The sequence below is a fragment of the Telluria sp. Soil_C_11 genome (assembly GCF_057657395.1).
In genome coordinates, this window is sequence record NZ_JBDGIN010000024.1 from 1 (window position 1) to 23,562 (window position 23,562).

General features: G+C 65.9%; 21 protein-coding genes. 16 read left to right on the forward strand and 5 right to left on the reverse strand.

Annotated features, from left to right (window positions below):
- Positions 1 to 191 precede the first annotated feature (191 nt).
- Entirely contained in the window at positions 192 to 737 is a 546-nt protein-coding gene (locus tag AC3A6M_RS23230; protein ID WP_487855089.1) for a hypothetical protein, read from the reverse strand.
- A 125-nt stretch (positions 738 to 862) separates the two neighbouring features.
- Here AC3A6M_RS23230 and AC3A6M_RS23235 point away from each other — a divergent pair, with 125 nt between their 5' ends.
- From AC3A6M_RS23235 to AC3A6M_RS23245, 3 genes are all read left to right on the forward strand, one after another.
- Positions 863 to 1,471, forward strand: coding sequence for a class I SAM-dependent DNA methyltransferase (locus tag AC3A6M_RS23235; RefSeq protein WP_487855090.1), 609 nt, complete (start codon positions 863 to 865; stop codon positions 1,469 to 1,471).
- Positions 1,472 to 1,588: 117 nt separating this feature from the next.
- A complete protein-coding gene (locus AC3A6M_RS23240) occupies positions 1,589 to 2,176 on the forward strand; it encodes an outer membrane beta-barrel protein (protein ID WP_487855091.1) in 588 nt (195 codons plus the stop codon).
- Between the two features lie 14 nt (positions 2,177 to 2,190).
- Positions 2,191 to 2,937: a hypothetical protein gene (locus AC3A6M_RS23245; RefSeq protein WP_487855092.1), complete on the forward strand. Its 747-nt coding sequence runs from the start codon at positions 2,191 to 2,193 to the stop codon at positions 2,935 to 2,937.
- 81 nt (positions 2,938 to 3,018) lie between these two features.
- Here the strand turns inward: AC3A6M_RS23245 and AC3A6M_RS23250 are convergent, their stop codons facing one another.
- Positions 3,019 to 5,343: a family 1 glycosylhydrolase gene (locus AC3A6M_RS23250; protein WP_487855093.1), complete on the reverse strand. Its 2,325-nt coding sequence runs from the start codon at positions 5,341 to 5,343 to the stop codon at positions 3,019 to 3,021.
- Between the two features lie 297 nt (positions 5,344 to 5,640).
- Here AC3A6M_RS23250 and trpS point away from each other — a divergent pair, with 297 nt between their 5' ends.
- From trpS to AC3A6M_RS23270, 4 genes are all read left to right on the forward strand, one after another.
- Entirely contained in the window at positions 5,641 to 6,669 is a 1,029-nt protein-coding gene (gene trpS / locus AC3A6M_RS23255) for a tryptophan--tRNA ligase (RefSeq protein WP_487855094.1), read from the forward strand.
- 34 nt (positions 6,670 to 6,703) lie between these two features.
- On the forward strand, positions 6,704 to 7,891 hold the full coding sequence (locus tag AC3A6M_RS23260) for a hypothetical protein (protein ID WP_487855095.1): 1,188 nt from the start codon (positions 6,704 to 6,706) through the stop codon (positions 7,889 to 7,891).
- Complete coding sequence (locus tag AC3A6M_RS23265; RefSeq protein ID WP_487855096.1) at positions 7,888 to 8,916, forward strand: DUF4034 domain-containing protein; 1,029 nt, start codon at positions 7,888 to 7,890, stop codon at positions 8,914 to 8,916. The genes AC3A6M_RS23260 and AC3A6M_RS23265 overlap by 4 nt, the downstream gene beginning before the upstream one ends.
- A 122-nt stretch (positions 8,917 to 9,038) precedes the next feature.
- Positions 9,039 to 10,088 (forward strand): serine endopeptidase, encoded by a 1,050-nt coding sequence (locus AC3A6M_RS23270; protein ID WP_487855097.1) that lies wholly within the window; start codon positions 9,039 to 9,041, stop codon positions 10,086 to 10,088.
- Here the strand turns inward: AC3A6M_RS23270 and AC3A6M_RS23275 are convergent.
- From AC3A6M_RS23275 to AC3A6M_RS23285, 3 genes are all read right to left on the reverse strand, one after another.
- Positions 10,072 to 11,208 (reverse strand): sensor histidine kinase, encoded by a 1,137-nt coding sequence (locus AC3A6M_RS23275; protein ID WP_487855098.1) that lies wholly within the window; start codon positions 11,206 to 11,208, stop codon positions 10,072 to 10,074. The two genes, AC3A6M_RS23270 and AC3A6M_RS23275, sit on opposite strands and share 17 nt — an antisense overlap.
- A gap of 93 nt (positions 11,209 to 11,301) precedes the next feature.
- A complete protein-coding gene (locus AC3A6M_RS23280) occupies positions 11,302 to 11,757 on the reverse strand; it encodes a DUF3597 domain-containing protein (protein ID WP_487855099.1) in 456 nt (151 codons plus the stop codon).
- Between the two features lie 28 nt (positions 11,758 to 11,785).
- Positions 11,786 to 12,301 (reverse strand): hypothetical protein, encoded by a 516-nt coding sequence (locus AC3A6M_RS23285; protein ID WP_487855100.1) that lies wholly within the window; start codon positions 12,299 to 12,301, stop codon positions 11,786 to 11,788.
- Between the two features lie 167 nt (positions 12,302 to 12,468).
- Here AC3A6M_RS23285 and AC3A6M_RS23290 point away from each other — a divergent pair, with 167 nt between their 5' ends.
- From AC3A6M_RS23290 to AC3A6M_RS23330, 9 genes are all read left to right on the forward strand, one after another.
- Entirely contained in the window at positions 12,469 to 13,470 is a 1,002-nt protein-coding gene (locus AC3A6M_RS23290) for an alpha/beta fold hydrolase (RefSeq protein WP_487855101.1), read from the forward strand.
- A gap of 48 nt (positions 13,471 to 13,518) precedes the next feature.
- On the forward strand, positions 13,519 to 13,854 hold the full coding sequence (locus AC3A6M_RS23295; RefSeq protein ID WP_487855102.1) for a DUF1294 domain-containing protein: 336 nt from the start codon (positions 13,519 to 13,521) through the stop codon (positions 13,852 to 13,854).
- A 19-nt stretch (positions 13,855 to 13,873) separates the two neighbouring features.
- The gene (gene ugpQ, locus AC3A6M_RS23300) at positions 13,874 to 14,629 is read left to right on the forward strand and encodes a glycerophosphodiester phosphodiesterase (protein ID WP_487855103.1); all 756 of its coding nucleotides are present in this window, start codon (positions 13,874 to 13,876) and stop codon (positions 14,627 to 14,629) included.
- 77 nt (positions 14,630 to 14,706) lie between these two features.
- A complete protein-coding gene (locus tag AC3A6M_RS23305; protein WP_487855104.1) occupies positions 14,707 to 16,380 on the forward strand; it encodes a flagellinolysin in 1,674 nt (557 codons plus the stop codon).
- 228 nt (positions 16,381 to 16,608) lie between these two features.
- Positions 16,609 to 19,218, forward strand: coding sequence for an alanine--tRNA ligase (gene alaS / locus AC3A6M_RS23310; protein WP_487855105.1), 2,610 nt, complete (start codon positions 16,609 to 16,611; stop codon positions 19,216 to 19,218).
- 203 nt (positions 19,219 to 19,421) lie between these two features.
- Entirely contained in the window at positions 19,422 to 19,649 is a 228-nt protein-coding gene (locus AC3A6M_RS23315) for a sulfurtransferase TusA family protein (protein WP_435570236.1), read from the forward strand.
- A gap of 203 nt (positions 19,650 to 19,852) precedes the next feature.
- Positions 19,853 to 20,602, forward strand: a complete 750-nt coding sequence (locus AC3A6M_RS23320) for an electron transfer flavoprotein subunit beta/FixA family protein (protein WP_487855106.1) — start codon at positions 19,853 to 19,855, stop codon at positions 20,600 to 20,602.
- 17 nt (positions 20,603 to 20,619) lie between these two features.
- Positions 20,620 to 21,552, forward strand: coding sequence for an electron transfer flavoprotein subunit alpha/FixB family protein (locus AC3A6M_RS23325; protein WP_487855107.1), 933 nt, complete (start codon positions 20,620 to 20,622; stop codon positions 21,550 to 21,552).
- A 150-nt stretch (positions 21,553 to 21,702) separates the two neighbouring features.
- Positions 21,703 to 23,505 (forward strand): acyl-CoA dehydrogenase, encoded by a 1,803-nt coding sequence (locus AC3A6M_RS23330; RefSeq protein WP_487855108.1) that lies wholly within the window; start codon positions 21,703 to 21,705, stop codon positions 23,503 to 23,505.
- Positions 23,506 to 23,562: the final 57 nt, after the last annotated feature.

Genomic DNA, 23,562 nt, shown 5'->3' on the forward strand with positions numbered 1-23,562 from the left:
ACTTGTTTGGCGACTATCAATCTACCAACTCCAAACCACCGCCACCACTATCTGCTCAGATCGTCAATCCCAACTTCTCCCAGCAAACGCGTAGAACCTTTTATAACGCCCTTGGTGGCGAGCAGCCGGCGCAGCCGTCACTCGGCAGGTTGTCGCTGGAAAGTCAGGGCCACCCCTTGCCCCGGCCTTGCTTACCCGACCTCGAGCAGCTCATTGAAGAGAACCCGGTAATGCACCACCGCATTGCGCAGGTCTTCAGTAGTAGCTTCGCCGCGTGCATCGCGTGCGGCGATGATTTGCGCGGCGCGGTAATTCTCCACGACGGCCGGGTGATCGACCGAGATGTCGGCCGCACGGTGTTCAAAATCGGCCACGGGATACCCGCGTTTCGCCATCAGCTCGCGAACCAGCTGGTCGGCCTGGGCGACGACGCCCTGTGGATTATCGACGAAACTGATCTGCAGGTTCGCCCACGCCTGCGTGAACCTGGCAGCGTCGGCTTGCGACAAGGGCACGATATTCAGCTTTCCGACACGCTCTTCCCGCGCCTTGAGCTCCGATTCGGCCTTTGCCCGGCTTCCAAGTGCCTCCACGGTTCGGCTATATTCGGATCCGAAGCGTTGCTGCAATCTCTCGGATTGTTTTTTCTGGACGAAGTACCATGCGGCTAGCGCAATCAGAACGAGAACCACAACAACGGCCAGCATGGTGGATGTCTGTGAGTCGAGGTTGCCCATGTCAATCTCCTGTTTGCCTGGATGGCGAGTTGTTCTTGACGAGTGATCCATATTTACGCATGCCGGGCGGCGCAGTCCGTTCGGAGTCGCACATAGTTGACAGCCCACGCAAGGAAACCCGACGAATGGACCACTCCGCCATCGCATCCGCCTACGACGGCATCGCCGAACGCTGGCTGGACGGCCGGTTCAACCCGGCCAACGGCATTCGCCAGCATGAGCAGGCGCTGCGCTTTGTCCAGGGCGGCGCCGACGGATGGGCGCTGAACGTCGGCTGCGGCTGCAATACCCGATTCAACGCGCTGATGCGTGGGCACGGATTGCGGATCGAAGGCATCGACATCTCCGAATGCATGATCGCATTGGCCAGGGACGCCGATCCGGACGTTCTTCTTCACCATGCGGATGTGTGCGCATGGCAGCCCCGGCGCGCCTATCGCTTCATCTCGGCCTGGGACAGCATCTGGCACGTCAGGCTCGAAGAACAGCGTCCCCTGATGCTGAAACTGATGCATGCGCTGGAACCCGGCGGCGTATTCATCTTCAGCGCCGGCGGACTCGATGCCGAGGACACCCACGTCGATGCCACGATGGGTCCGGAGGTCTACTACGGCACGCTCGGGATACCGGGGCTGCTCGACGTCATCGCGGAGGCCGGATGCGCATGCAGGCATCTCGAATTCGACCAGTATCCCGAAAAGCATCTCGTTATGGTCGCGCAACGGCTGGCCTGAGCACTCGAGCCGGTTGTTTTAATGCAACACTTGCAACTTTATTTTCGTCTTTACATTTCGCTGCGGAAACCGACTCCTATACTCATGCACTCTTGATAACAATAATGAGAGATGTGCATGAAAAGACTTCTTATCGCTTTCACCTGCCTGTTCGCGACCGGCGCGGCCCACGCACAAAGCCTTGCGCCGGCGCCGGCGGCTTCGCCGGCACGTTTCCTCCTCGGGATGGGCCTGAGCGGCGGTGGCGACGAACTCGCCAGCGCCCACTATGAGGACGGCATCAACGTCAACATCCATGCCGGCGGACTGGTGTATTTCACGGCCGGTGTCGATTACCGCTTCACCCCCGAATTCTCGGTGCAGGGCACCGTCAATTACCACGTCGACCGCGCCAACGCCAGGAATGGCGACGTCAAGTTCGAGCGCTTTCCGGTCGAGCTGATCGCTTACTACCAGCCCAATCCGTCCTGGCGCGTGGGCGGTGGCGTGCGCTACACGAGCAGCCCGAAACTGAGCGGCAGCGGGGTCGCTAACGGCATCGACGTGAGTTTCGATAACACCACCAGTGCCGTGGCGGAGGCCGAGTATTTCGTCAACCCGAGGTTCGGCGTCAAGCTGCGCTACGTGAACGAAACCTTCAAGGCGCGCGGCTACAAGGACGTCGACGGCAGCCACGTCGGCGTTTCAGCAAATCTTTACTTCTAAGACTGGGATAAAAAATGATGAATAAACTGATCCGTATTGCAGCCACCGCCCTCGCAGGCCTTGTCGTTACCGGCTGCGCGACCGTCAATCCGATGGCATTCGACAAGCAGACCAAAGCCATCGATACCAAGGAAAAATCGATCGTCCTCATGACCGTCGACGTGTCGCGTTCCGATGGCAGCCGCTATGTCCCCGAGCCGTTCGTCGTCAAGCTCGAAAAGCCGGGCGCCCAGAACAAGGAAGAACGTCAGAACTTCAAGTTCAGCAAGGACACCGATTCGCTCCAGGAAAATGGCCACGACCTGTACCTGGTCCGCATGGCGCTGGTCGCCGGCGAATACAGGCTGATGGACGTGACCGGCAAAGCCAGCGCATTTCCGATCAACAGCCTGTTTTCGGTGCCGCTGGTCGCCGATTTGAAGGTCAAGCCGAATTCGGTGACCTATGTCGGCCGGATCACCGCCAAGCTGCGTGAGCGCGTGGGCAACGAGTTCCGCGCAGGCCCGGTGGTGCCGCTGATCGACCAGGCCGTGACCGGCATGTCCGGCGGCACCTGGGACGTGTCGATCGATAACGCCGCCGACAGGGACATCGGCGTGTTCCGCGCCGCCTTCCCGGTGCTGAAGGACGTGGCCATCGAGACGGCGCCCCTGCCGGCATTCGACCGCGCAGCGGCGCAGCGCTGGTGGGACGGAGAAGTGAAATCCGCCGAACCGAAGGCGGAACCGGCCAAAGTGCCGACCCAGGTCGCCAGCAAGTAAGCAAGGCAAGCGGGCGCACCGCACGCCGGCACCGGAACGCCACCCCAGCGAGGGTGGCGTTTTTTTACGCGCCAGCCGGCATCAGGAGCGCTGCGCCTGGAACGCCTCGACCGGCGTTTCCTCCTGCTGGCGGTGCTCGCCCGCCAGCGGCTGGCGCGTCTCCATCGACTTGATCAGTTCCTCCATCTCCGGATCGCCCTGCTTGCGCAGCTCGAGGTAGCGGGCCAGGGCATTGTCCAGCGCGGGCAGCAGGATGCCGCGCTCGCTGCTCATTGCCGCGTAGCCCGGACGGGCGGCGGCGAAACCGTAGGCAGAGGCCGGCCTCGCATCGAGTCGGCTGGCATCCACCCCGGCCGCCTCGGCCGCTTTGAGAGCCAGCCCGGCCCAGGTCACGCCGCCGGCGTTGGCCAGGTGCCAGATGCCGCACTCCCCGTCGATCGCGAGGTCCAGGCAGGCGTGCACCAGGTCCGGCACATAGGTGGGGGACACCGTCAGGTCGCTGGCCGCCGTGAACGGTTCGCCGCGCTCCAGCGCTTGCAGGGCCAGGGTCACGAAGTTGTGCCGGTCCCAAGGGCCGAAGAAGGCGCTGGTGCGCACTACCAGCGCGCCCGGATGCTTGTCCAGCACGCGCTGCTCGGCTTCCACCTTGCTGCGGCCGTACACGTTCAAGGGCGCGACGCTGCTGCTCTCCAGGTACGGGCTGTCCTGCCGGCCGTCGAACACCAGGTCGCTGGAGAAGGTGGTCAGGTGCACGCCGTGGCGGGCGCAGGCGGCGGCCAGGATCGCCGGGCCGATCGCGTTTTCGCGCATGCAGCGTTCGACGTCGGTCTCGGCCTCGTCCACCCGCACATAGCCGGCGGTATTGATCACTGCCCACGGCTTGTGATGGGCCAGCGCGCGCTCGACCGAGTCGGCGTCGGTGATGTCCATCTCCTGGCGCGACAGCAGGCGGAAGGCCAGGTGGCGCTTGCGGCACAGGTGGGCGAAGGCGCGGCCCAGGGTGCCGCTGGCGCCGGTGATCAGGATCGGGCGGCTGCCGGTGCCGACCAGGGTGTGGCCGTCGGCCGTAATGGACGTGACGGCGGCGGGCGTCGCCACCGGCGGGCACAGGAAGCGGCCCGGGCGGCGCCACCAGCCCTGGCCGCGCAGCACCGGATGCGACAGCGGGGCACCTAGCGAGAGCTCGCGCATCATGCGCGCCAGCGCGGTCGGGCGCGGCTCGGGCGCGCGCACGTCGAAGGGGCCGGGCTCGTAATAGCCGCGGTTCTGGGTCACCAGGCTGTTCCAGTCGAAGGAGCCGAGCAGCGACCAGACGGTCACGGCGCGCAGGTCGACGCCGTTGCTGCGCACTTCCTTGGCCGCTTCCCAGATTTCCAGCAGCCAGCGCAGCTGGTCTTCGCGGTTGGCGTCGATATGGGCTTCGGTGATGGCCAGCGGGATGCGGTAGCGTTCCCAGATCTCGGACAGCAGCGGGGCGATGCCGGCGGTCGGGGTCGCCAGCGCGCGCGAGGCTTCGATGTCGGCGCAGGGGATGCCGTCGGCCATGCCGCGGTGGTGCGGCGGGTAGCGGTCCGGGCGGTGGTCCAGCCAGCGCTCGCTGGTCACGTAGTAGTTGACGCCGATGATGTCGGGCGGGCAGGGGTTGTCGCGGAACCACAGGAACTCGGCTTCGTCGATGCCGGTCCTGGTCAGGTAGTTCCACAGCGGGTGTTCCGGGCCGACCATGCCGCACAGCAGGTCCCAGGCCAGCCAGCGGCGCTCGTTATAGAACTCGGCCACGTGGGCCAGCTCCGGCGTGCTGTAGGTCTTGCCGAGGTCGTCCGTCTGCACCAGTTTCGCATCCGGATTGACCGCGCGGATCGCGCGCATCGAAAGCACCACCGCGCGGCACTGGTTCAGCAGGGCCTGGATGAAGGTGCGGTCGTCGCGCCCGTGCGGGTACCAGACGCCGTACAGGCCGGCGAAGCGGGCCGTGGTGCAGGGCTCGTTGACCGGGGTGTAGTACTCCAGCCACGGGTAGCGCGCGGCCACCGCGCCGGCATATTCGGCCAGCTGTTCCGCAAAGGCCGGGTCGACCAGGCTGGTGTGGCGCGGGCCGCTGCCGTGGTGGATCAGGCCCGCGATCGGCGTCACGCCGGTGTCGCGCAGCGCGTTCAGGCGCTCGTCGGCCCAGCGCCAGTCGGCATGCTCGATGCCGTCGGGAGCGGTGCGCTCCCAGATGACGGGATAGCGGATCGCACGGATGCCCAGCGAGGCGAAACGCTCGATGTCGGCCGGGCGGGTGGCGTGGCCGTTGCGATCGAGCTGGTGGAAATAGTCATCGCGGACGCGATTGACGGTGCATTCGAGGCCGCCCCAGAGTTCAAGCGGTCGGTGTTGGCTGTTCGTGCTCTTCGTAGAATCCATAAATCACCAATTTATTAATTTTATTGCAATAAAAAATTCATGGAGGCGCTCTCCAGTCCATGATGTCGGGCGTGCGATGGCCGACCGGCGGGTAAGCCAGCGGTTGACAGCGATGCAGCAACCTGCAACCATGCCATCCATGAATTTTTCGAATACACATTCCGTTCTCGTTTCCTGGTGGCGCCGCTAACAGCGTGCGGCCAGAGAGTTGAATGTGAATCAATGAACGCCGCCTCGATTCAAGGTGGCGTTGTCAATGGCGCGGCGGGATCGGGGCAAGGATAAAAAGGAACCCCGATGAGTCTGCAAACCCCCACCGCAACCGCATCTGTCATCCTGACTGGCGACCGGCCCACCGGGCCGCTGCACCTCGGCCACTTCGTCGGCAGCCTGCGCAACCGGGTAACTTACCAGGATCAATATCGCCAGTTCATCATGCTCGCGGACGCCCAGGCGCTCACGGACAACATGGATGACATAGGTAAGGTACACCGGAACGTCATCGAGGTGGCGCTCGATTACCTTGCCGTAGGGATTGATCCGGCCAAATCGACCATCCTGATCCAGTCGCAGATCCCGGAACTGGCCGAGCTGACCTTCTATTACCTGAACCTGGTGACGGTCGCCCGCCTGGAGCGCAACCCGACCGTCAAGGCGGAAATCGTGCAACGCGGCTTCGAGCGCGACATCCCGGCCGGCTTCCTGACCTACCCGGCCAGCCAGGCCGCCGACATCACCGCCTTCAAGGCCAGTATCGTGCCGGTGGGCGATGACCAGATCCCGATGATCGAGCAGTGCAACGAGATCGTGCGCAAGTTCAACCGCACCTATGCCCCGGAGAAGGACATCCTGGTCGAGTGCAAGGCGATCGTGCCGGAAGTCGGCCGCCTTCCGGGCACCGACGGCCGCGCCAAGATGAGCAAGTCGCTGGGCAATACCATCAACCTGGGCGCCAGCGCCGACGAGATCCGCGCCGCCGTCAAGATGGTCTACACCGACCCGCTGCACCTGAAGGTGTCCGACCCGGGCCACCTGGAAGGCAACGTCGCCTTCATCTACCTCGACGCCTTCGACACCGACAAGGAAGGCCTGGCCGAAATGAAAGCCCACTACGTGCGCGGCGGCCTGGGCGACTCCGTCGTCAAGAAGCGCCTGGAAGGCATCCTGCAGGAGATGCTGGCGCCGATCCGCGCGCGCCGCGAGGAGTTTGCCAAGGACAAGGGCCAGGTCCTGCAGATCCTGAAGCAGGGCACGGCGACGGCGCGCGAGGTGGCGGCGCAGACCATGGATGAGGTGCGCAAGGCGCTGGGGTTGTCATACTTCTAAGAACTTCGTATAGTGAAGTTTTCTGGAGGACAACGTGGCAGATTTCAGGGTAAGACTTGGACAGCTGTTCGTCGTCGGACTCTTCATGGGGGCTGCCTGCCAGGCTGGTGCGGCGCCCACCAAGGCCGACGACTCTGCCATGCAAATGGCGGCGAAGATCCGCACCGAACTGGCCCTGCCGTTCCGCTTGCCGGACCAGGTGCATCTCGACGCGGACCTGCGCGCGGAGGCGAAAAGCATCGCCTCTGCCCATCTGGCCCGGATCCAGCAACTGCTGCCGGACTGGATCGAGGAAGAGCGACGCGTACAGCGCGCCAAGGACGGGAAGCCTTCTGACGGCTACGTGTTCTTCGCGGTCTTTGCCCGTGTGCTGAACGAACTGGCGCTCTGGCAGCTGGAGCCGGGCGATCCGGCCTACGAAAAGGCCACGCTCGACGTCCTGAAGGCGACGCCCGCCGCCTGCCAGTATTCCGGCGATCGCCGCTTCAACGATTTCGCGAGCAGGATCATGCGCATCCAGGCCATGCCGCCAGGGCAGCGCCAGGCAGCCCTGGCGGCCGAGCGCCGCCTGCTCGAGCACTGGGGCAAGCCGCGTCCCGCACTCCAGCTCCCGCCGTGGCCGAGCCCGCTTCCCCAGGACGCCGCCATGGCCGCCGTCGAGAAGATCCAGGCCGGTGGCGAACGGCCTCCGCTGGCGTTGCCGCCAGATCTAGCCTCTGAGCTGCTGGGCAATGGCGTCAAGTACAAGGACCTGGCAGGGGAGAGCCAATGCGAGCTCAAACGCTGGTGGATGCTCGTCAGCCTGGCGCAAGGGACGAGCCCCGCGGCGGCGCTCAACGCTTTCCGCTACGCCAGCCTGATCGGCGCCATGGACCGCTACGGCCCCGCGTTCGAAGCGGAGGCCGAAGACACGTCGAAACAGGAAGCCGGAGCCGCGCCGCGTTATCCCAGGCTGGCCCAGCGCTTCGACGTGTCGGGGACGACCACGATCTCGCGCCGCTTCGACGCGGCGGGCAAGCCCGTCGAGGTGAATGTCGTGGAACGCAAGATCACGGTGCCCGGCATCCGCGGCGTGCGTCCGGTCGCTTTCGAGAACACCTTCGATGCGCTGTCGCTCCACCAGGGGTGGCAGGGCAGCGAAGCGGCCAGGCCCGGCGCCGCCTTGTCTCCCGTATTCCAGATGGTCTGGACGCTGGACCCACCGAAAGGAGAGAAACCATGAACCCGCAGGCATCGATCGCAGGTTGGCGCCGTGTCGTGCTGTCCGTGACGCTGGCGCTGGCGGCGTCCGGCGGACTGGCGCGCGCGGCCGAACCGGTCCTGTCGCCCGTCACGGTCGCCTCGCGGGACGCATTCTGGGCCGGAGACTTCGACGAAATCGAGAGGCAGAACGCCAACTTCAGGCAGCCGGGCCGTATCGAACCGAGCGGGCTCTCCCAGATCTCCCTGTTCCGCAAGGGGCTGTACCTCGTGCTCAACAATAAGGTGGAGAATGCCGAGGCCTACCACAAGGAGCTGGACATCCTCACGCTGCAGTGGGCCAACGAACATCCGAAGTCGGCGTTTGCGCACGCCCTGCATGCCGAGTCGCTGGTGAGGCACGCATGGTCCTACCGCGGTGGCGGGTATGTGAACGACGTGCCGCCGGAAGCGTGGAAGGACTTCGAGGCCTACCTGCGGCGCGCGGCGGACTACATCAACGCCCATGCCGAGGTCACCCTGGCCGACAGCTATGCGCACGAGGTCCTGCTCGAGATCGGCCGGGGCCTGGGCTTTCGCCGGGAGCAGATGCTGGCCATTGCCGAGGACGGCCTGAAGCGCAATCCGGACGACACCAACCTCTACTTCGAGGTCCTGGGAAGCCTGCTGCCGAAATGGGGAGGCAGCCCGCGGATGGTCGACGACTTCATCAAGCGCGCCACGGAGCAGACGCGCGACCGGTTCGGCCAGGGCATGTACACCCGCCTGTACCTGACCGCAGCGGATGACCAGTTCGGCCATCTGCTGTTCCAGAACAGCCATGCCGACTGGGACAAGATGAAACAGGGTTTCGAAGACCTGATGGCCCGCTATCCCGACAGTCCCTCGCGCCTGAACAGCTACGCCTACATGGCCTGCCTGGCGAAAGACAAGGACACCTTCCTCAAGCAGTTCGCCAAAATCGAGAAGCGGATCGACAGGGAGCAATGGGGCACCAACCCGGAGCGCAGCGTCGAGGGCTGCCGCCGCTGGGCCACCTCATCGTGACCGGGTAGCGCCATCCGCTACCCGCGGTAGCACCCCGCAGGCATCCCGGTTTTGATCTGGCATGGCGTCTCCGGCGATGGCAATCTGCGATCGTTCCCACCGACGCCAAGGAGAAAGCCATCATGAACAAAGGCCTGCGCCTGACCGAAACCTGGATGCACCGCGCGCTGTGGCTGGTCGCCATCATCTTCGCCGGCTTCCTGATCGGCCTCGGAGGGAAGGTGATCGACAGCCTGGGCGGGCTCGACCCTGCGCCGACCGCGCAGGCCATGCTCGACCCGGACGCCGCCGCGCAGTACCGTGCCGAGATCGCCCGCGCGTCCAGTGCGCGGATCGAGGCCGACCGCGCGCTCGAACAGGCGCAGCACCAATACGAAGTGGCGCAGGCCAACACGCGCAGCGCGCGCGCCACCTTCGACAACTGGATTGCGACCCGCCACGCCACCGTGCGCCCGGAGCAGGATGCCGAGCTGATCGCGCGCACCCGCGCGCTCGACGACCTGGCGCTCGCCGAACGCACGGCCCTGGCCGCGGTCGAGGCCCAGCAGCAGGCCCGGCTGGATGCGGTCCAGGCCGAGCAGAAGGCGCGGCAGGAGCATGCGGCGGCGCTGGTGCCGGCGCAGGAGCAGGCGGAGCAGGCGGCGCGCCGTGCCGAGCTGCATGTGTTCGGGTACCGGCTGGCGCTGACCCTGCCGCTGCTGCTGGTGGCCGGATGGCTGTTCAAGCACAAGCGCAACGGCACCTACTGGCCGTTCGCCTGGGGTTTCATCCTGTTCGCGCTGTTCGCCTTCTTCGTCGAGCTGGTGCCCTACCTGCCCAGCTACGGCGGCTATGTGCGCTATATCGTCGGGATCGCGCTGACCGTGGTCTGCGGCCGCTATGCGATCCGCTGGCTGCAGGCCTACCTGGCCCGCCAGAAGACCATCGAGGCGCTGCCCGAGCAGCAGCGCAAGACCGGCATGCGCTACGACCTCGTGATGGGACGCATCGGCAAGGGCCTGTGCCCGTCCTGCGAGCGGCCCACCAACTACCAGGACGAGACCCTGGCCCATTGCCCGCACTGCGGATTCCAGCTGTTCGACCGCTGCCCGGTGTGCACGGTGCGCAAGAACGCGCTGACGCGCTACTGCTTCTCCTGCGGCACGCCGGCCAACGTCAGCCTGGCGGACTGAGTCCGGGCCCGTTGAACGCGCGGGCGTCGATCGGAATATCGATGGTGAAGGTGGTCCCCGACTGGGCCGAGCTGTCGACCACCACGGTGCCGCCGTGGCGCTTCGCGACTTCCTGGACGAAGGGCAGGCCGATGCCCCAGCCGATCTTGTCGGACTGTTCGCCGCGGTTCAGGTATTCGAAGATGTCCTTGCGCCGCTCGTCGGGGATCGGGTTGCCGTCGTTGTGGACCGACATGATCACGCGGCCGTGGGTCTGGGCGACGTTCAGGATGACTTCGCGGCCATCCCCGTACTTGGCGGCGTTCGAGGCCAGGTTTTCGAGGGCACGCCGCAGCGCGCGCTCGTCCCACCAGCCGATCACGGATTCGCCGCCCGCTGCGCAGTGCGCCGGCGTCGTATCGTTCACGTGCTCGGCGACTTCCCTGGCCAGCGCCAGCGCGTCCAGCGACGCCAGCGACAGCGGCGCGGACTGCGCCGCCGGCTGGCTGATGGCGTCGAGCTGCTCCTGGATCATCTGCTCCAGGCGCAAGCCGTTTTCGAGGATCTTCTGGAGGATCTTTTCCGAGGTGCCCGGCTGGGTCGCCAGCAGCAGTTCCGCACCCGACACGATCACCGACAGCGGGCTGCGCATGTCGTGCGTGAGCGATGCGGCGACCCGTTCGCGGAAGGCCCGCTGCAGGGCGGTGAATTCTTCGATCGCATCGCGGATCGCCTGGTCGAAGGAAGAGCCGATGATGCGGAACTCGTCGTCGGTGAACAGGATGCCGTGGCGCCGGGCGACCTCCAGCAGGACGTCGCGCAGCAGCTGGTATTCGTGGACGATCTCGACGGCCTTGTATTCGGTCGTGCGCGCGCGTTCGCTGCCATGGCCGGTGGCGGCGGTCGAATCGCTGGCCGCGTTTTCCCGGTCGAATCCAGGACTCAGCGCTTCCGCGATATTCCCGTAGAACAGGGGGAGGGTATCCAGCAGCACGGGATGGCTGACCTCATCCGCGCCCCGGATCAGGCTGCGCACGCGCTGCTCCCATTCGGCGAAGACCTCGTCGCGGATGGCCAGCACCTTCCTGGATTGTTCGGATAAGTCCTTGGTGCTGGATTGTTGGTTTGTCGAAAGCATCATCACAAAAGTGCAGCGGGCCGATTTCCTGATCTTAACAAAACCGTCCCGCATGGGGCGCGCAGGGCGCCGCAAGCCTGCGCCCTGCAATCGCTCTCAATCCCGCAAATCGGCCGGCACCTTGCCGCCGTTCTGCGCCAGCTTGTTCATCACCTGCTTGTGCAGCCAGATGTTCATGCTGGCCGAATCGTTGGTGTCGCCGGTGTAGTGCAGCTCGGCGGCCAGTTCCTTGCGCGCCTGCAGGCTGCTGTCCAGGTTCAGGAGTTTCAGCAGGTCGACGATCGAGGTGCGCCAGTTCAGTTGCTGGCCCGACTGCTTCTGCATATTGGTCAGGACCTCTTCGACGTCCACCTCCTGCATCGGCGGCGCGGCGGCGGCCGTGCCGGCGGAAGGCGCTGGCGCTTGTGGCGCCGGCGCCGGAGCCGGGGCCGGGGCCGGCGCGGCCTGCGGGGCGCCGCCGGATGGCGCCGCGGTGCCGCCGGTCTGCGCCTGCGTGTTGGCCGGATGACGGCCAGGGAAGATCTTGTGGAAGATGTCGCCTAGAATGCCCATGCTGTTCTCCTTGTGGATGATTCTGGATTTAACGACGTTGCATGCCCTGCGCCATGTGGCCCAGTGCAATCGCCAGCGCGGCGCCGCCGAGGGCTTTCACCAGGGTCGGATGCTCGGAATAGAAATTGCCCATCTGGTCGACGATGCCCGGGTTCTGCCGCTCCGCATGGGCGGCGATGTCCTGCACCTGCTCGGGCGACAGCTGGGAAGCCTGTTCCGGCGTGACGCGGTTCTGCCCGCCGCCGAGGAGGTTGCCGAGCGCGCCGCCGGCCACGCCGGACAGGAGCTGCGGCCCGAGGCTGGCGATCAGCTGGTTGAGCATGCCGGCACGCTGGTTCGGGTCGCTGTGGCCGAACAACTGACCGACCATCTGCGGGAACGGCGGCGTCTGGTCCGAGCGCAGCGCCTCGGTCACGCCACGCGCCACCTCTTCGCGCGGCGCCTGTTGCGCCACCCGGTCGAAGTCGTCCGTCGCCTGCGCCTGGTTGGCGTTGGCGCCGCCGCCCAGGTATTGCTGCAGCAGGTTGCCTAAATCAAAGCCCATGATTTCCTCCGATGTTGAGACAGTCGAAGGAGGAGGGTAGGCCCTTTGGCCGGATCCCTCCGTACGTTCATTAACGGACAGTGCGGACAGCTTGGACAGGGACCCGGCTTCGCAGGCGTGGATATCCTCTCTATAATTACGTAATTACAACTACAACGATCCGAGAGATGATGCGTTCCAGCCTGATCCTGCCAGCGGCCCTGGCGGCTTTCTGCTGCCTGCCGGCCGCCCATGCGGCCGCTTCCGCGAATACCGCGACCACCGCGCAGTCCGCCAACCCCGCCATGCAGGCCGGCGAGCACCAGGCTGTCGTCAACGGCGTGCGCCTGTGGTACAAGGTCGCCGGCCAGGCAGCGCCGGGTATGCCGCCGCTGCTGTTCCTGCACGGCGGTCCGGGCTACAACAGCTACAGCTTCGAGGCCCAGGCCGGCAAGGCCCTGGAAGGCAAGCTCAGGATGATCTACCTCGACCAGCGCGGCAGCGGCCGTTCCGAGCGTCCCTGGGACGGCGCCTACTCGCTCCCGCTCATGGTCGAGGACATCGAAGCCCTGCGCAGGCAGCTCGGCGTGCCGAAACTGGCGCTGATGGGCCATTCCTTCGGCGGCGCCCTGGCGCTCGAGTATGCCGCCGCCTATCCGCAGCACGTGGCGAAGCTGGTGCTGGTCAGCGCGGCCTCGAGCATCCCGGATGCCTGCGCGGCCCGGGTCGCTTTCCTGGCAAAACGCTATCCGGCCGAGCTGGACAAGGCGCGCGCCGCCGCCCGCGAACGCAAGGAAACGCCGGACGATTGCTTCTTCGCGTTCAATTCCGTGCCGGACGACATCCGCGAGAGGGTCAACGACGAGACCATGTTCCCCGACATGAAACGGGTCGAGGAGCAGCGCGCCGTCGATGCGAAGAGCGGCCTGCGCAATACCGGCGAGCTGGGCGGGGCGATGTGGAACAACGGTTTCCTGTCCTACCGCTTCGGGCGCTTCGAGCGCCTGACAATGCCGGTGCTGGTGCTGGCAGGCGAAGAGGATCATGCGATCGGCCTGCCGGCCCAGCGCGCGCTGGGCAGGCAGCTGCCGAAGGCACGGCTGCTCGAGTACGCGGGCGCCGGCCACTTCCCCTACCTGGATGCGCCGCAGCGCTTCACGCGGGATGTGGTGGACTTCCTGCGCAACTGAGACGGTTGCCCGGTGGACACCCAGGACGGCAGGGCGTAAGCTGCCGCCATGATGCCCTACCTGCCGATCCTGCTGTTCGCCCTCCTTTATGCCGCAGCCTCCTTTGCGTGGGGGCTGACGCCGCTGGCCGGAGCCGCTTACCTGGCGATGAGCCTGGCCTGCTTCATCGCTTACGCCATCGACAAATCGGCGGCGCGGCGCGGCGAGCGGCGCACGCCGGAGAGCACGCTCCTGATGCTGGGCCTGTTCGGCGGCTGGCCGGGCGCCGTGCTGGCCCAGCAATGGCTGCGCCACAAGACCGTGAAGCAGCCGTTCCGCCAGATGTTCTGGTTCACGATCGCGGTGAACGTCGTCGCCTTCCTGTGGCTGGCGCGGTTCGCATAGCACGCGAGGAGGAGACGAGATGTGGCGCTACCCGAAAGTCCTGGCCCACCGCGGCGGCGGCACCCTGGCCCCGGAAAACACCCTGGCCGGACTGCGGCGCGGCATGCAGGCGGGTTTTCGCGCCATCGAGTATGACGTCATGCTGGCGCGCGACGGCGTGCCGGTCGTGATGCACGACCCCTTCCTGGGCCGCACCGTGGCCGGTTCCGGCCATGTTGTCGATTACGATGCGCTGGAGCTGGCCGGCATGGACGCCGGCGGCTGGTTCGGCCGCGCCTTCGAGGGCGAGCCGGTGCCGCTGTTCGTCGAGTTCGCGCAATTCTGCAAGGCGCACGGCGTGTGGATGAACATCGAGCTCAAGCCGGCGCCCGGTTACGAGAGCGAGACCGGCGCGGTGGTCGCGCGCATCGCCGCCGCCCTGTTCGCCGGCGAGATCGCGGACGGGCGCCTGGAGCGGGCGCCGCTGCTGTCCTCGTTCAGCCAGGCGGCGCTGGAAGCCGCGCGCGAGGCGGCGCCGCAACTGCCGCGCGCCTGCCTGATGCGCGAACTGCCGCCCGACTGGGAGCGCCGGGCGCGCGCGGTGGACGCGGTCGCGATCCACGTCAACCACCGCCACCTGACGCCGCGCCTGGCAGCAGACGTCAAGGCGGCCGGCTTCGGCCTGTTCTGCTACACCGTCAACGAGCCGGCCCGTGCGCGCGAACTGCTGGCCTGGGGCGTGGATGCCTTCTGCACGGACCGCATCGACCTGGTCGGTCCCGACTTCTTCAAATAAATACAAGCCAGCCCTTCAGAAGCACAACCGGTTGTCGTTAAGGACTGATTACTGCCTTTCGGCCCAACGACGACCCCATGTCCCTGTCGATCAATAACAATACCCTGTCGCTGTTTACCCAGCGGCGGCTTGCCGAGCATACGGCCGAAGCGTCGCAGGCGATCGCGAAGATGATGTCGGGGGCGCGCATCAACGGCGCCGTCGACGATCCGGCGGGGCAGGCGATTGCGGCGCGCATGTCGTCCCACCTGCGCGGCATGAGCGAGGCGATGCGCAACATCGGCGACGCGACCTCGATGCTGCAGGTGGCCGACAGCGCCATGGCCAGCGTCGGCGACAGCCTGCAGCGCCTGCGCGAGCTGGCGGTGCAGTCCGGATCGGCCGCCAACTCGGACAGCGACCGCGACGCCATGCAGCAGGAAGCGATGCAGATCCTGGCGCAGATTTCCCAGGTCGGCACCGAGACCGCGTTCAACGGCCAGGCCATCTTCGCGCAGGACACCACCAGCATCGGCGGCGACAGCAGGAAGCGCAACGTGATCGACGGCCTCCGGACCGGCTGGCTGGCGTCCGCGGAATCCATGATCGAGAAGTACTACGGGATCCAGGGCGATGGCGCGACCCTGAAGCTGAACCTCGGCACCACCGATGGCCAGTGGAACGTGCTGGCCTCGGTGTCCGGCAGCACGGAATCGAACGGCAAGGTCGGGAACCTCAGCCTGAACCTCGACATGGCGGACTTCGGCGGCGGCGGCACGGCCGACGGCGGCGCGGCCTTCCTGTACAACGACCGCACCGTCGCGCACGAGATGGTGCACGCCGTGATGGACCGCTCGATGAACATGGCCGCGCTGCCGGACTGGTTCAAGGAAGGGACGGCGGAACTGATCCAGGGGTCCGACGAGCGCCTGGCGAACGCGATCGCCGGCAGCAGCGCGACCGCCGTCGTGAATGGCGTCACCAGCGGCGGCTTCAGCTACGAAGGCGCCTACGCGGCCGCGCGCTACCTGCACGACAAGCTGAAGGGACTCGGCGTCGAGGGCGGCATGAAGGGGCTGATGACCTACCTGCACCAGAACCAGGGCGCGACCCTCGACACGGCGCTGACCGCGGTCACCGGCGGCCAGATCGCCGGCAGCACGGCCTTCCTGGACGATTTCCATGCCAACGGCGCGGCCTTCATCGCCACGAAGATGAACCTCACCAATGCGGACACCGGCGCGATCGGCGGCCTGGATGCCGACGGCGGGCCGTCGCGCAATGCCCGCGACGTGGTCCCCGACGTCGGCGCCACCCCGGCCGACCAGCCGCTCCGGCATTTCAGGATGGAGCTCCCCGAAATCGGCGGCGACACCGGCGTGCGCCGGGTGCAGATCCAGGCCGGCCCCGGCACCAGCGCCAACGACCTGATCGAACTGCAGTTCTCGGCCATGAATGCTTCCGCCCTCGGGCTGGCGGACCTGGACATGCGCAGGACGGCGGTGGCCCTGCTGCACATCGACGAGGCGATCGACTTCGTCGACAGGCAGCGGGTCTCGGTGGGCGCGGCCAGCAACCGGCTCGACATGGCGGCCGCGAATACCCGCACCTCCTCGATCAACCTGGCGGCATCGCAGAGCCGCATCCAGGACATCGACTACGCCAGCTCCACGGCCAGGCTCACGCGCGCCCAGATCCTGCAGCAGGCGGCGTCGGCGATGCTGACGCAGGCGAACGGGCAGGCGAATGCGGTGCTGGCCTTGCTGCGCTAAGGTCGTCCCGCGGCCTTCATTCCGTCGTCCCCGCGAAGGCGGGGATCCAGGTTCTGCGTGCGTTACGTTAGCGCGAACAAACTTGGGTCCCCGCCTGCGCGGGGACGACGGTCTTCTGGATTCCATTGTAAATACTGCAACACTGCCATTTCCTACCCCAATTCCTTCCAGCAGCTACGCTATAATCATTTTTTTATATAGCACGCTGCCCTCACTCGCCCCTACGCCATGAAATCCACCGAAATACGCGAAAAGTTCCTCAAGTTCTTTGAGTCCAAAGGCCACACGATTGTCCGCTCCAGCCCGCTCGTGCCGGGCAACGACCCGACGATGTTGTTGACCAACAGCGGCATGGTGCAGTTCAAGGACGTGTTCCTGGGCCTGGACACCCGCCCGTACAAGCGCGCCACCACCGTGCAGCGCTGCGTGCGCGCCGGCGGCAAGCACAACGACCTGGAAAACGTCGGCTACACCGCGCGCCACCACACCTTCTTCGAAATGCTGGGTAACTTCAGCTTCGGCGACTACTTCAAGCGCGACGCCATCCACTTCGCATGGGAGCTGCTGACCAAGGTCTACGCGCTGCCGGCCGAGAAGCTGACCATCACCGTCTACTTCGAAGACGACGAAGCCTACGACATCTGGGCCAATGAAGTCGGCGTGCCGAAAGAGCGCATCATCCGCATCGGCGACAACAAGGGCGCGCGCTACGCCTCCGACAACTTCTGGCAGATGGCCGACACCGGCCCCTGCGGCCCCTGCACCGAGATCTTCTACGACCACGGCCCGGACATCTGGGGCGGCCCCCCGGGATCTAAGGAAGAAGACGGCGACCGCTTCATCGAGATCTGGAACCTGGTGTTCATGCAGTTCAACCGCGACGAAGCCGGCGTGCTGACCCCGCTGCCGAAGCCGTCGATCGACACCGGCATGGGCCTGGAGCGCCTGGCCGCCGTGCTGCAGCACGTGCACTCGAACTACGAGATCGACCTGTTCCAGGCCCTGATCAAGGCCGCCGCCCGCGAAACCGGCACGACCGACCTCGAGTCGAAGTCGCTGCGCGTGATCGCCGACCACATCCGCGCATCGAGCTTCCTGATCGTCGACGGCATCATCCCGAGCAGCGAAGGTCACGGCTACGTCCTGCGCCGCATCATCCGCCGCGCGCTGCGCCATGGCCACAAGCTGGGCCAGACCAAGCCGTTCTTCTACAAGCTGGTCGAAGACCTGGACATCGAGATGGGCGACGCCTATCCGGAACTGCGCGACGCCAAGGCGCGCGTGATGCAGGTGCTGAAGGCCGAGGAAGAGCGTTTCGGCGAGACCCTGGAAAACGGCATGAAGATCCTGGAAGCGCAGCTGGCCAGGGATCCGAAGAACCTGGACGGCGCCACCGCCTTCACCCTGTACGACACCTACGGCTTCCCGCTGGACCTGACCGCGGACATCTGCCGCGAGCGCAACGTCACGCTGGACGAGGCAGGCTTCGCCGTCGCCATGGAGCAGCAGAAGAAGACGGCGCGCGCCGCCGGCAAGTTCAAGATGGCCGCCAACGTCGAGTACTCGGGCGAGAAGAACAAGTTCGTCGGCTACGAGTCGCTGGTGCACAACTCCCACGTCGTGGCGCTGTATGCCGACGGCGTGTCGGTGCAGGAGCTGAAGGCCGGCCAGGACGGCATCGTGGTGCTGGACACCACCCCGTTCTACGCCGAATCCGGCGGCCAGGTGGGCGACAAGGGCGTGATCAAGGCCGCTGGCGGCGTCTTCGAAGTCGAAGACACCCTGAAGATCCAGGCCGACGTGTTCGGCCACCATGGCACGCTGCAGTCGGGCTCCCTGAAGGTGGGCGACACGGTCGACGCGCAGGTGGACGAAGCCAAGCGCGCGCGCACCATCCGCAACCACTCGGCGACCCACCTGATGCACAAGGCCCTGCGCGAAGTGCTCGGCTCCCATGTCCAGCAGAAGGGTTCGCTGGTCGATCCGGACAAGACCCGCTTCGACTTCGCCCACAACGCGCCGCTGACCGCGGACGAGATCGCGAAGGTCGAGCAGATCGTCAACGCCGAGATCCTGCAGAACCACCCGACGCAAGCCCAGCACATGTCGATGGACGACGCGATCAAGCATGGCGCGATGGCCCTGTTCGGCGAGAAGTACGGCGACACCGTGCGCGTGCTCGACATCGGCTCCTCGAAAGAGCTGTGCGGCGGCGTGCACGTTACCCGCACCGGCGACATCGGCCTGTTCAAGATCGTCTCGGAAGGCGGCGTCGCCGCCGGCATCCGCCGCGTCGAGGCAGTGACGGGCGAGGGCGCGCTGGCATGGGTGCAGGCGACCGCCCGCAAGCTGCAGGAAGCCGCGGCCAGCCTGAAGACCGGCCCGGACGAGCTGCCGGCGCGCATCGGCCAGGTGCAGGACCAGGTCAAGGCGCTGGAAAAGGAAGTCAACGCGCTGAAGTCGAAGCTGGCCGCGGGCCAGGGCGATGAGCTGGCCGGCCAGGCAGTCGAGGTCAATGGCGTCAAGGTGCTGGCCGCGACCATGGATGGCGCGGACGTCAACGCCCTGCGCGAGACCATGGACAAGCTGAAGGACAAGCTGAAGACCGCCGCCATCGTGCTGGCCTCGGTGGCGGACGGCAAGGTCAGCCTGATCGCCGGCGTCACCAAGGACGCCACCGGCAAGGTCAAGGCCGGCGAGCTGGTCAACTTCGTCGCCCAGCAGGTGGGCGGCAAGGGCGGCGGCCGTCCGGACATGGCCCAGGCCGGCGGTACCGATCCGGCGGGGCTGCCGCAGGCGCTGGCCGGCGTGGCCGGCTGGGTTGGCGAGCGCGTGTAATGCCCGGGCAGGGTGGATGGGTTTCCATCCATCCTGCATTACCGCAATTTCCTTTCCTGTCAATTATTGCCGTTGTCACAACGCAACACGCATACCAAATTTTGGTGCGGCGCGTCATAATCCCGGAATTGGAGTACCATGCGGGCATCTGCCCACCAAACCGCAGGCAAATGATGAGCGAAACCATACTCGACACCGGCACTATCGAGATCCAGAAGGATCTGGATGCGCGAGGCTTGAATTGCCCGCTGCCGATTCTGAAGGCCAAGAAGGCCCTCGCCGAACTGGCGAGCGGCGAAGTGCTGCGCATCGTCGCGACGGACACCGGTTCGGTGCGCGACTTCCAGGCCTTCGCCAAGCAGACCGGCAACGCGCTGCTGGCGCATACCCAGATCAACGGCGAATTCACCTTCTGGCTGCGCCGCAAGTAACATCACATGTTTTACCGAACGGGGCAGGTCGGCAGCAGCCCCGCGGGTTTTCTCAATCTGACAAATCAAGATTCCCTCAGAATTAGGGACTTTCTTCTAACTGAAAAACGCACGATCGTGCTTTAATTCTGTGCTGAAGCAGTTTTGCTTTTATAATTCGGATCATTTTTAGTCAGTCTCATTCCATTTTCCAAAGGCCCACTATGAAAGTCCTGGTACCCGTCAAACGCGTGGTCGACTACAACGTCAAGGTCCGCGTCAAATCCGACGGCAGCGGTGTCGACATCGCCAACGTCAAAATGTCGATGAACCCGTTCGACGAGATCGCACTGGAAGAAGCGACCCGCCTGAAGGAAGCCGGCAAGGTCACCGAGATCGTGGCCGTGACCTGCGGCGTGGCCCAGGCCCAGGAAACCCTGCGCACCGGCATGGCGATCGGCGCCGACCGCGGCATCCTGGTCGAGACCGGCGCGGAGATCGAGCCGCTGGGCGTGGCCAAGGTGCTGAAGGCCCTGGCCGACAAGGAGCAGCCGCAGCTGATCATCCTGGGCAAGCAGGCGATCGACGACGATTCGAACCAGACCGGCCAGATGCTGGCTGCGCTGCTGGGCTGGCCGCAGGCGACCTTCGCCTCGAAGGTGGTGCTGGAAGATGGCAAGGCGACCGTGACCCGCGAAGTGGACGGCGGCCTGGAAACCGTGGCCCTGACCCTGCCGGCCATCGTCACCACCGACCTGCGCCTGAACGAGCCGCGCTACGTGACGCTGCCGAACATCATGAAGGCCAAGAAGAAGCCGCTCGAGACCATCAAGCCGGAAGACCTGGGTGTGGACGTGACCCCGCGCCTGAAGACGCTGAAGGTATCGGAGCCGGCCAAGCGTTCGGCCGGCATCACGGTCCCGGACGTGGCGACCCTGGTGGCCAAGCTGCGCACCGAAGCCAAAGTCATCTAATTTAGGATAAGAAAATCATGGTCGCACTCGTCATTGCAGAACACGACAACGCCTCGCTGAAGGGCGTTACCCTGAACACCGTGACCGCGGCCGCCCAGTGCGGCGGCGAAGTCCACGTCCTGGTCGCCGGCTCGGGCTGCGGCGCCGTCGCGGAAGCGGCCGCGAAGATCGCGGGCGTCTCGAAAGTGCTGGTCGCCGACGCGCCGCACTTCGCCGACGGCCTGGCCGAGAACGTCGCCGAGCAGATCCTGGCGGTGGCAGGCCCGTATTCCCACATCCTGGCCCCGGCTTCGGCCTACGGCAAGAACATCCTGCCGCGCGTGGCCGCCAAGCTGGACGTGGCCCAGATCTCGGAAATCACCAAGGTCGATTCGCCCGACACCTTCGAGCGTCCGATCTACGCCGGTAACGCGATCGCCATCGTGCAGTCGGGCGACAAGGTCAAGGTCATCACCGTGCGCGGCACCGGCTTCGACGCCGCGGCAAGCGAAGGCGGTTCCGCTGCCGTGGAAAGCGTGCCGGCCGTCGCCGATTCCGGTAAGTCGTCGTTCGTGGGCCGCGAACTGGCCAAGTCGGACCGTCCGGAACTGACCGGCGCGAAGATCGTCGTCTCCGGCGGCCGCGGCATGGGCTCGGGCGACAACTTCAAGATCCTCGAGCCGCTGGCCGACAAGCTGGGCGCCGCCATGGGCGCTTCGCGCGCGGCGGTGGACGCGGGCTACGTGCCGAACGACTGGCAGGTCGGCCAGACCGGCAAGATCGTCGCCCCGCAGCTGTACATCGCGGTCGGCATCTCGGGCGCGATCCAGCACCTGGCCGGCATGAAGGACTCGAAGACCATCGTCGCCATCAACAAGGACCCGGAAGCGCCGATCTTCTCGGTGGCCGACTACGGCATCGTCGGCGACCTGTTCGAGATCGTGCCGGCGCTGGTGAAAGAGCTGGGCTAATCCATAACGTCGTTCCCGCGGAGGCGGGAACCCAAGTTCGTCGCGTACCACTGGCGTTTGAGGCTGGCAGGATGCTGGCAAACTTGGGTTCCCGCCTTTTTTGCGACCGACGATTGACGTTTACGTAAACGAAAAAATCAGGAGACCAAGGTGAGCTACAACGCCCCTCTGAAAGACATGCTGTTCGTCGTGAACGAACTGGCCAACCTGGCCGAGATCAACCAGCTGCCCGGCTGCGAGGACGCGACCCCGGATACCGTCGAAGCGGTGCTCGAAGAAAGCGCGAAGTTCTGCGGCGGCGTCGTCGCGCCGCTGAACCATGCGGGCGACAAGGAGCCCAGCTTCTGGCACGACGGCCAGGTCACCACTTCGAAGGGCTTCAAGGAAGCCTTCCGCGGGTTTGCCGAAGCCGGCTGGCAGGGCGTGCAGCACCCGGCCGAATTCGGCGGCCAGGGCTTGCCGAAGCTGGTCGCCACCCCCTGCGTGGAGATGCTGCACGGCGCCAACCTGGCGTTCGCGCTGGTCGCCCTGCTGACCGACGGCGCCATCGAGGCGCTGCTGACCGCCGGTTCGGAAGAGCAGAAGGCCCGTTTCATCGAGCCGCTCATCTCCGGCAAGTGGACCGGCACCATGAACCTGACCGAGCCGCAGGCCGGTTCCGACCTGGCCGCCGTGCGCACCCGCGCCGTGCCGCAGGGCGACGGCACCTACAAGATCTTCGGCACCAAGATCTTCATCACCTACGGCGAGCACGACATGGCCGAGAACATCATCCACCTGGTCCTGGCGCGCACGCCGGACGCGCCCCCGGGCGTGAAGGGGATCTCGCTGTTCATCGTGCCGAAGTTCCTGGTCAACGCAGACGGCTCGCTGGGCGAGCGCAACGACGCGCACTGCGTCTCGATCGAGCACAAGCTGGGCATCAAGGCCAGCCCGACGGCCGTGCTGCAGTTCGGCGACCACGGCGGCGCGATCGGCACCCTGGTGGGCGAAGAGAACCGCGGCCTGGAATACATGTTCATCATGATGAACGCGGCCCGCTTCGGGGTCGGCATGCAGGGCGTCGGCCTGGCCGAGCACGCTTACCAGCAGGCGGTCGCCTTCGCCAGGGAGCGCGTGCAGTCGCGCGCCGTCGAAGGCTCGAGCGGCCCGGTCGCCATCATCAACCACCCGGACGTGCGTCGCATGCTGATGTCGATGCGCTCGCAGACCGAGGCGGCGCGCGCGCTGGCCTACGTCGGCGCGGCCTACAGCGACATCGCCCACAGCCACCCGGACGAGGCCACGCGCAAGGCCAACCTGGCGATCTACGAATACCTGGTCCCGGTGATCAAGGGCTGGTCGACCGAGATGTCCGAGAACGTGGCGCGCGACGGCGTGCAGGTGCATGGCGGCATGGGCTTCATCGAAGAGACCGGCGCGGCCCAGCACTACCGCGACGCCAAGATCCTGACCATCTACGAAGGCACGACCGCGATCCAGGCCAACGACCTGGTCGGCCGCAAGACCGCCCGTGACGGCGGCGCCGTGGCGAAGTCCATCATCGCCCAGGTCCGCGCGCTTGACGCCGCGCTGGCCGAAAAGCAGGGCGCCACCCATGGCGCCGATTTCGCTGCGATCCGCTCGCAACTGGCGGCCGGCAGCGCGGCCCTGGAAAGCGTGGTCGATTTCGTGGTGGCCAGTACCAAGGCCGACCCGCGCGCCGTGTTCGCCGGCAGCGTGCTGTACCTGAAGCTGGCCGGCATCGTGCTGGGCGGCTGGCAGATGGCGCGTGCGGCCCTGGTCGCGCAGCAGAAGCTGGATGCGGGCGAGGGCGATGCCGCCTTCTACCGCGCCAAGATCGGCACGGCGCGCTTCTTTGCCGACCATATCCTGTCGCAGGCGGATGGCCTGCGCCACGCGATCGTCGAGGGCAGTGCCGGCGTGCTGGCGCTGGACGTCGAGCAGTTCTGAGCGGCGTATCGTCACCCTGGAAAAGCGGCTTGCGGGCCGCTTTTTTATTGTCCTCCC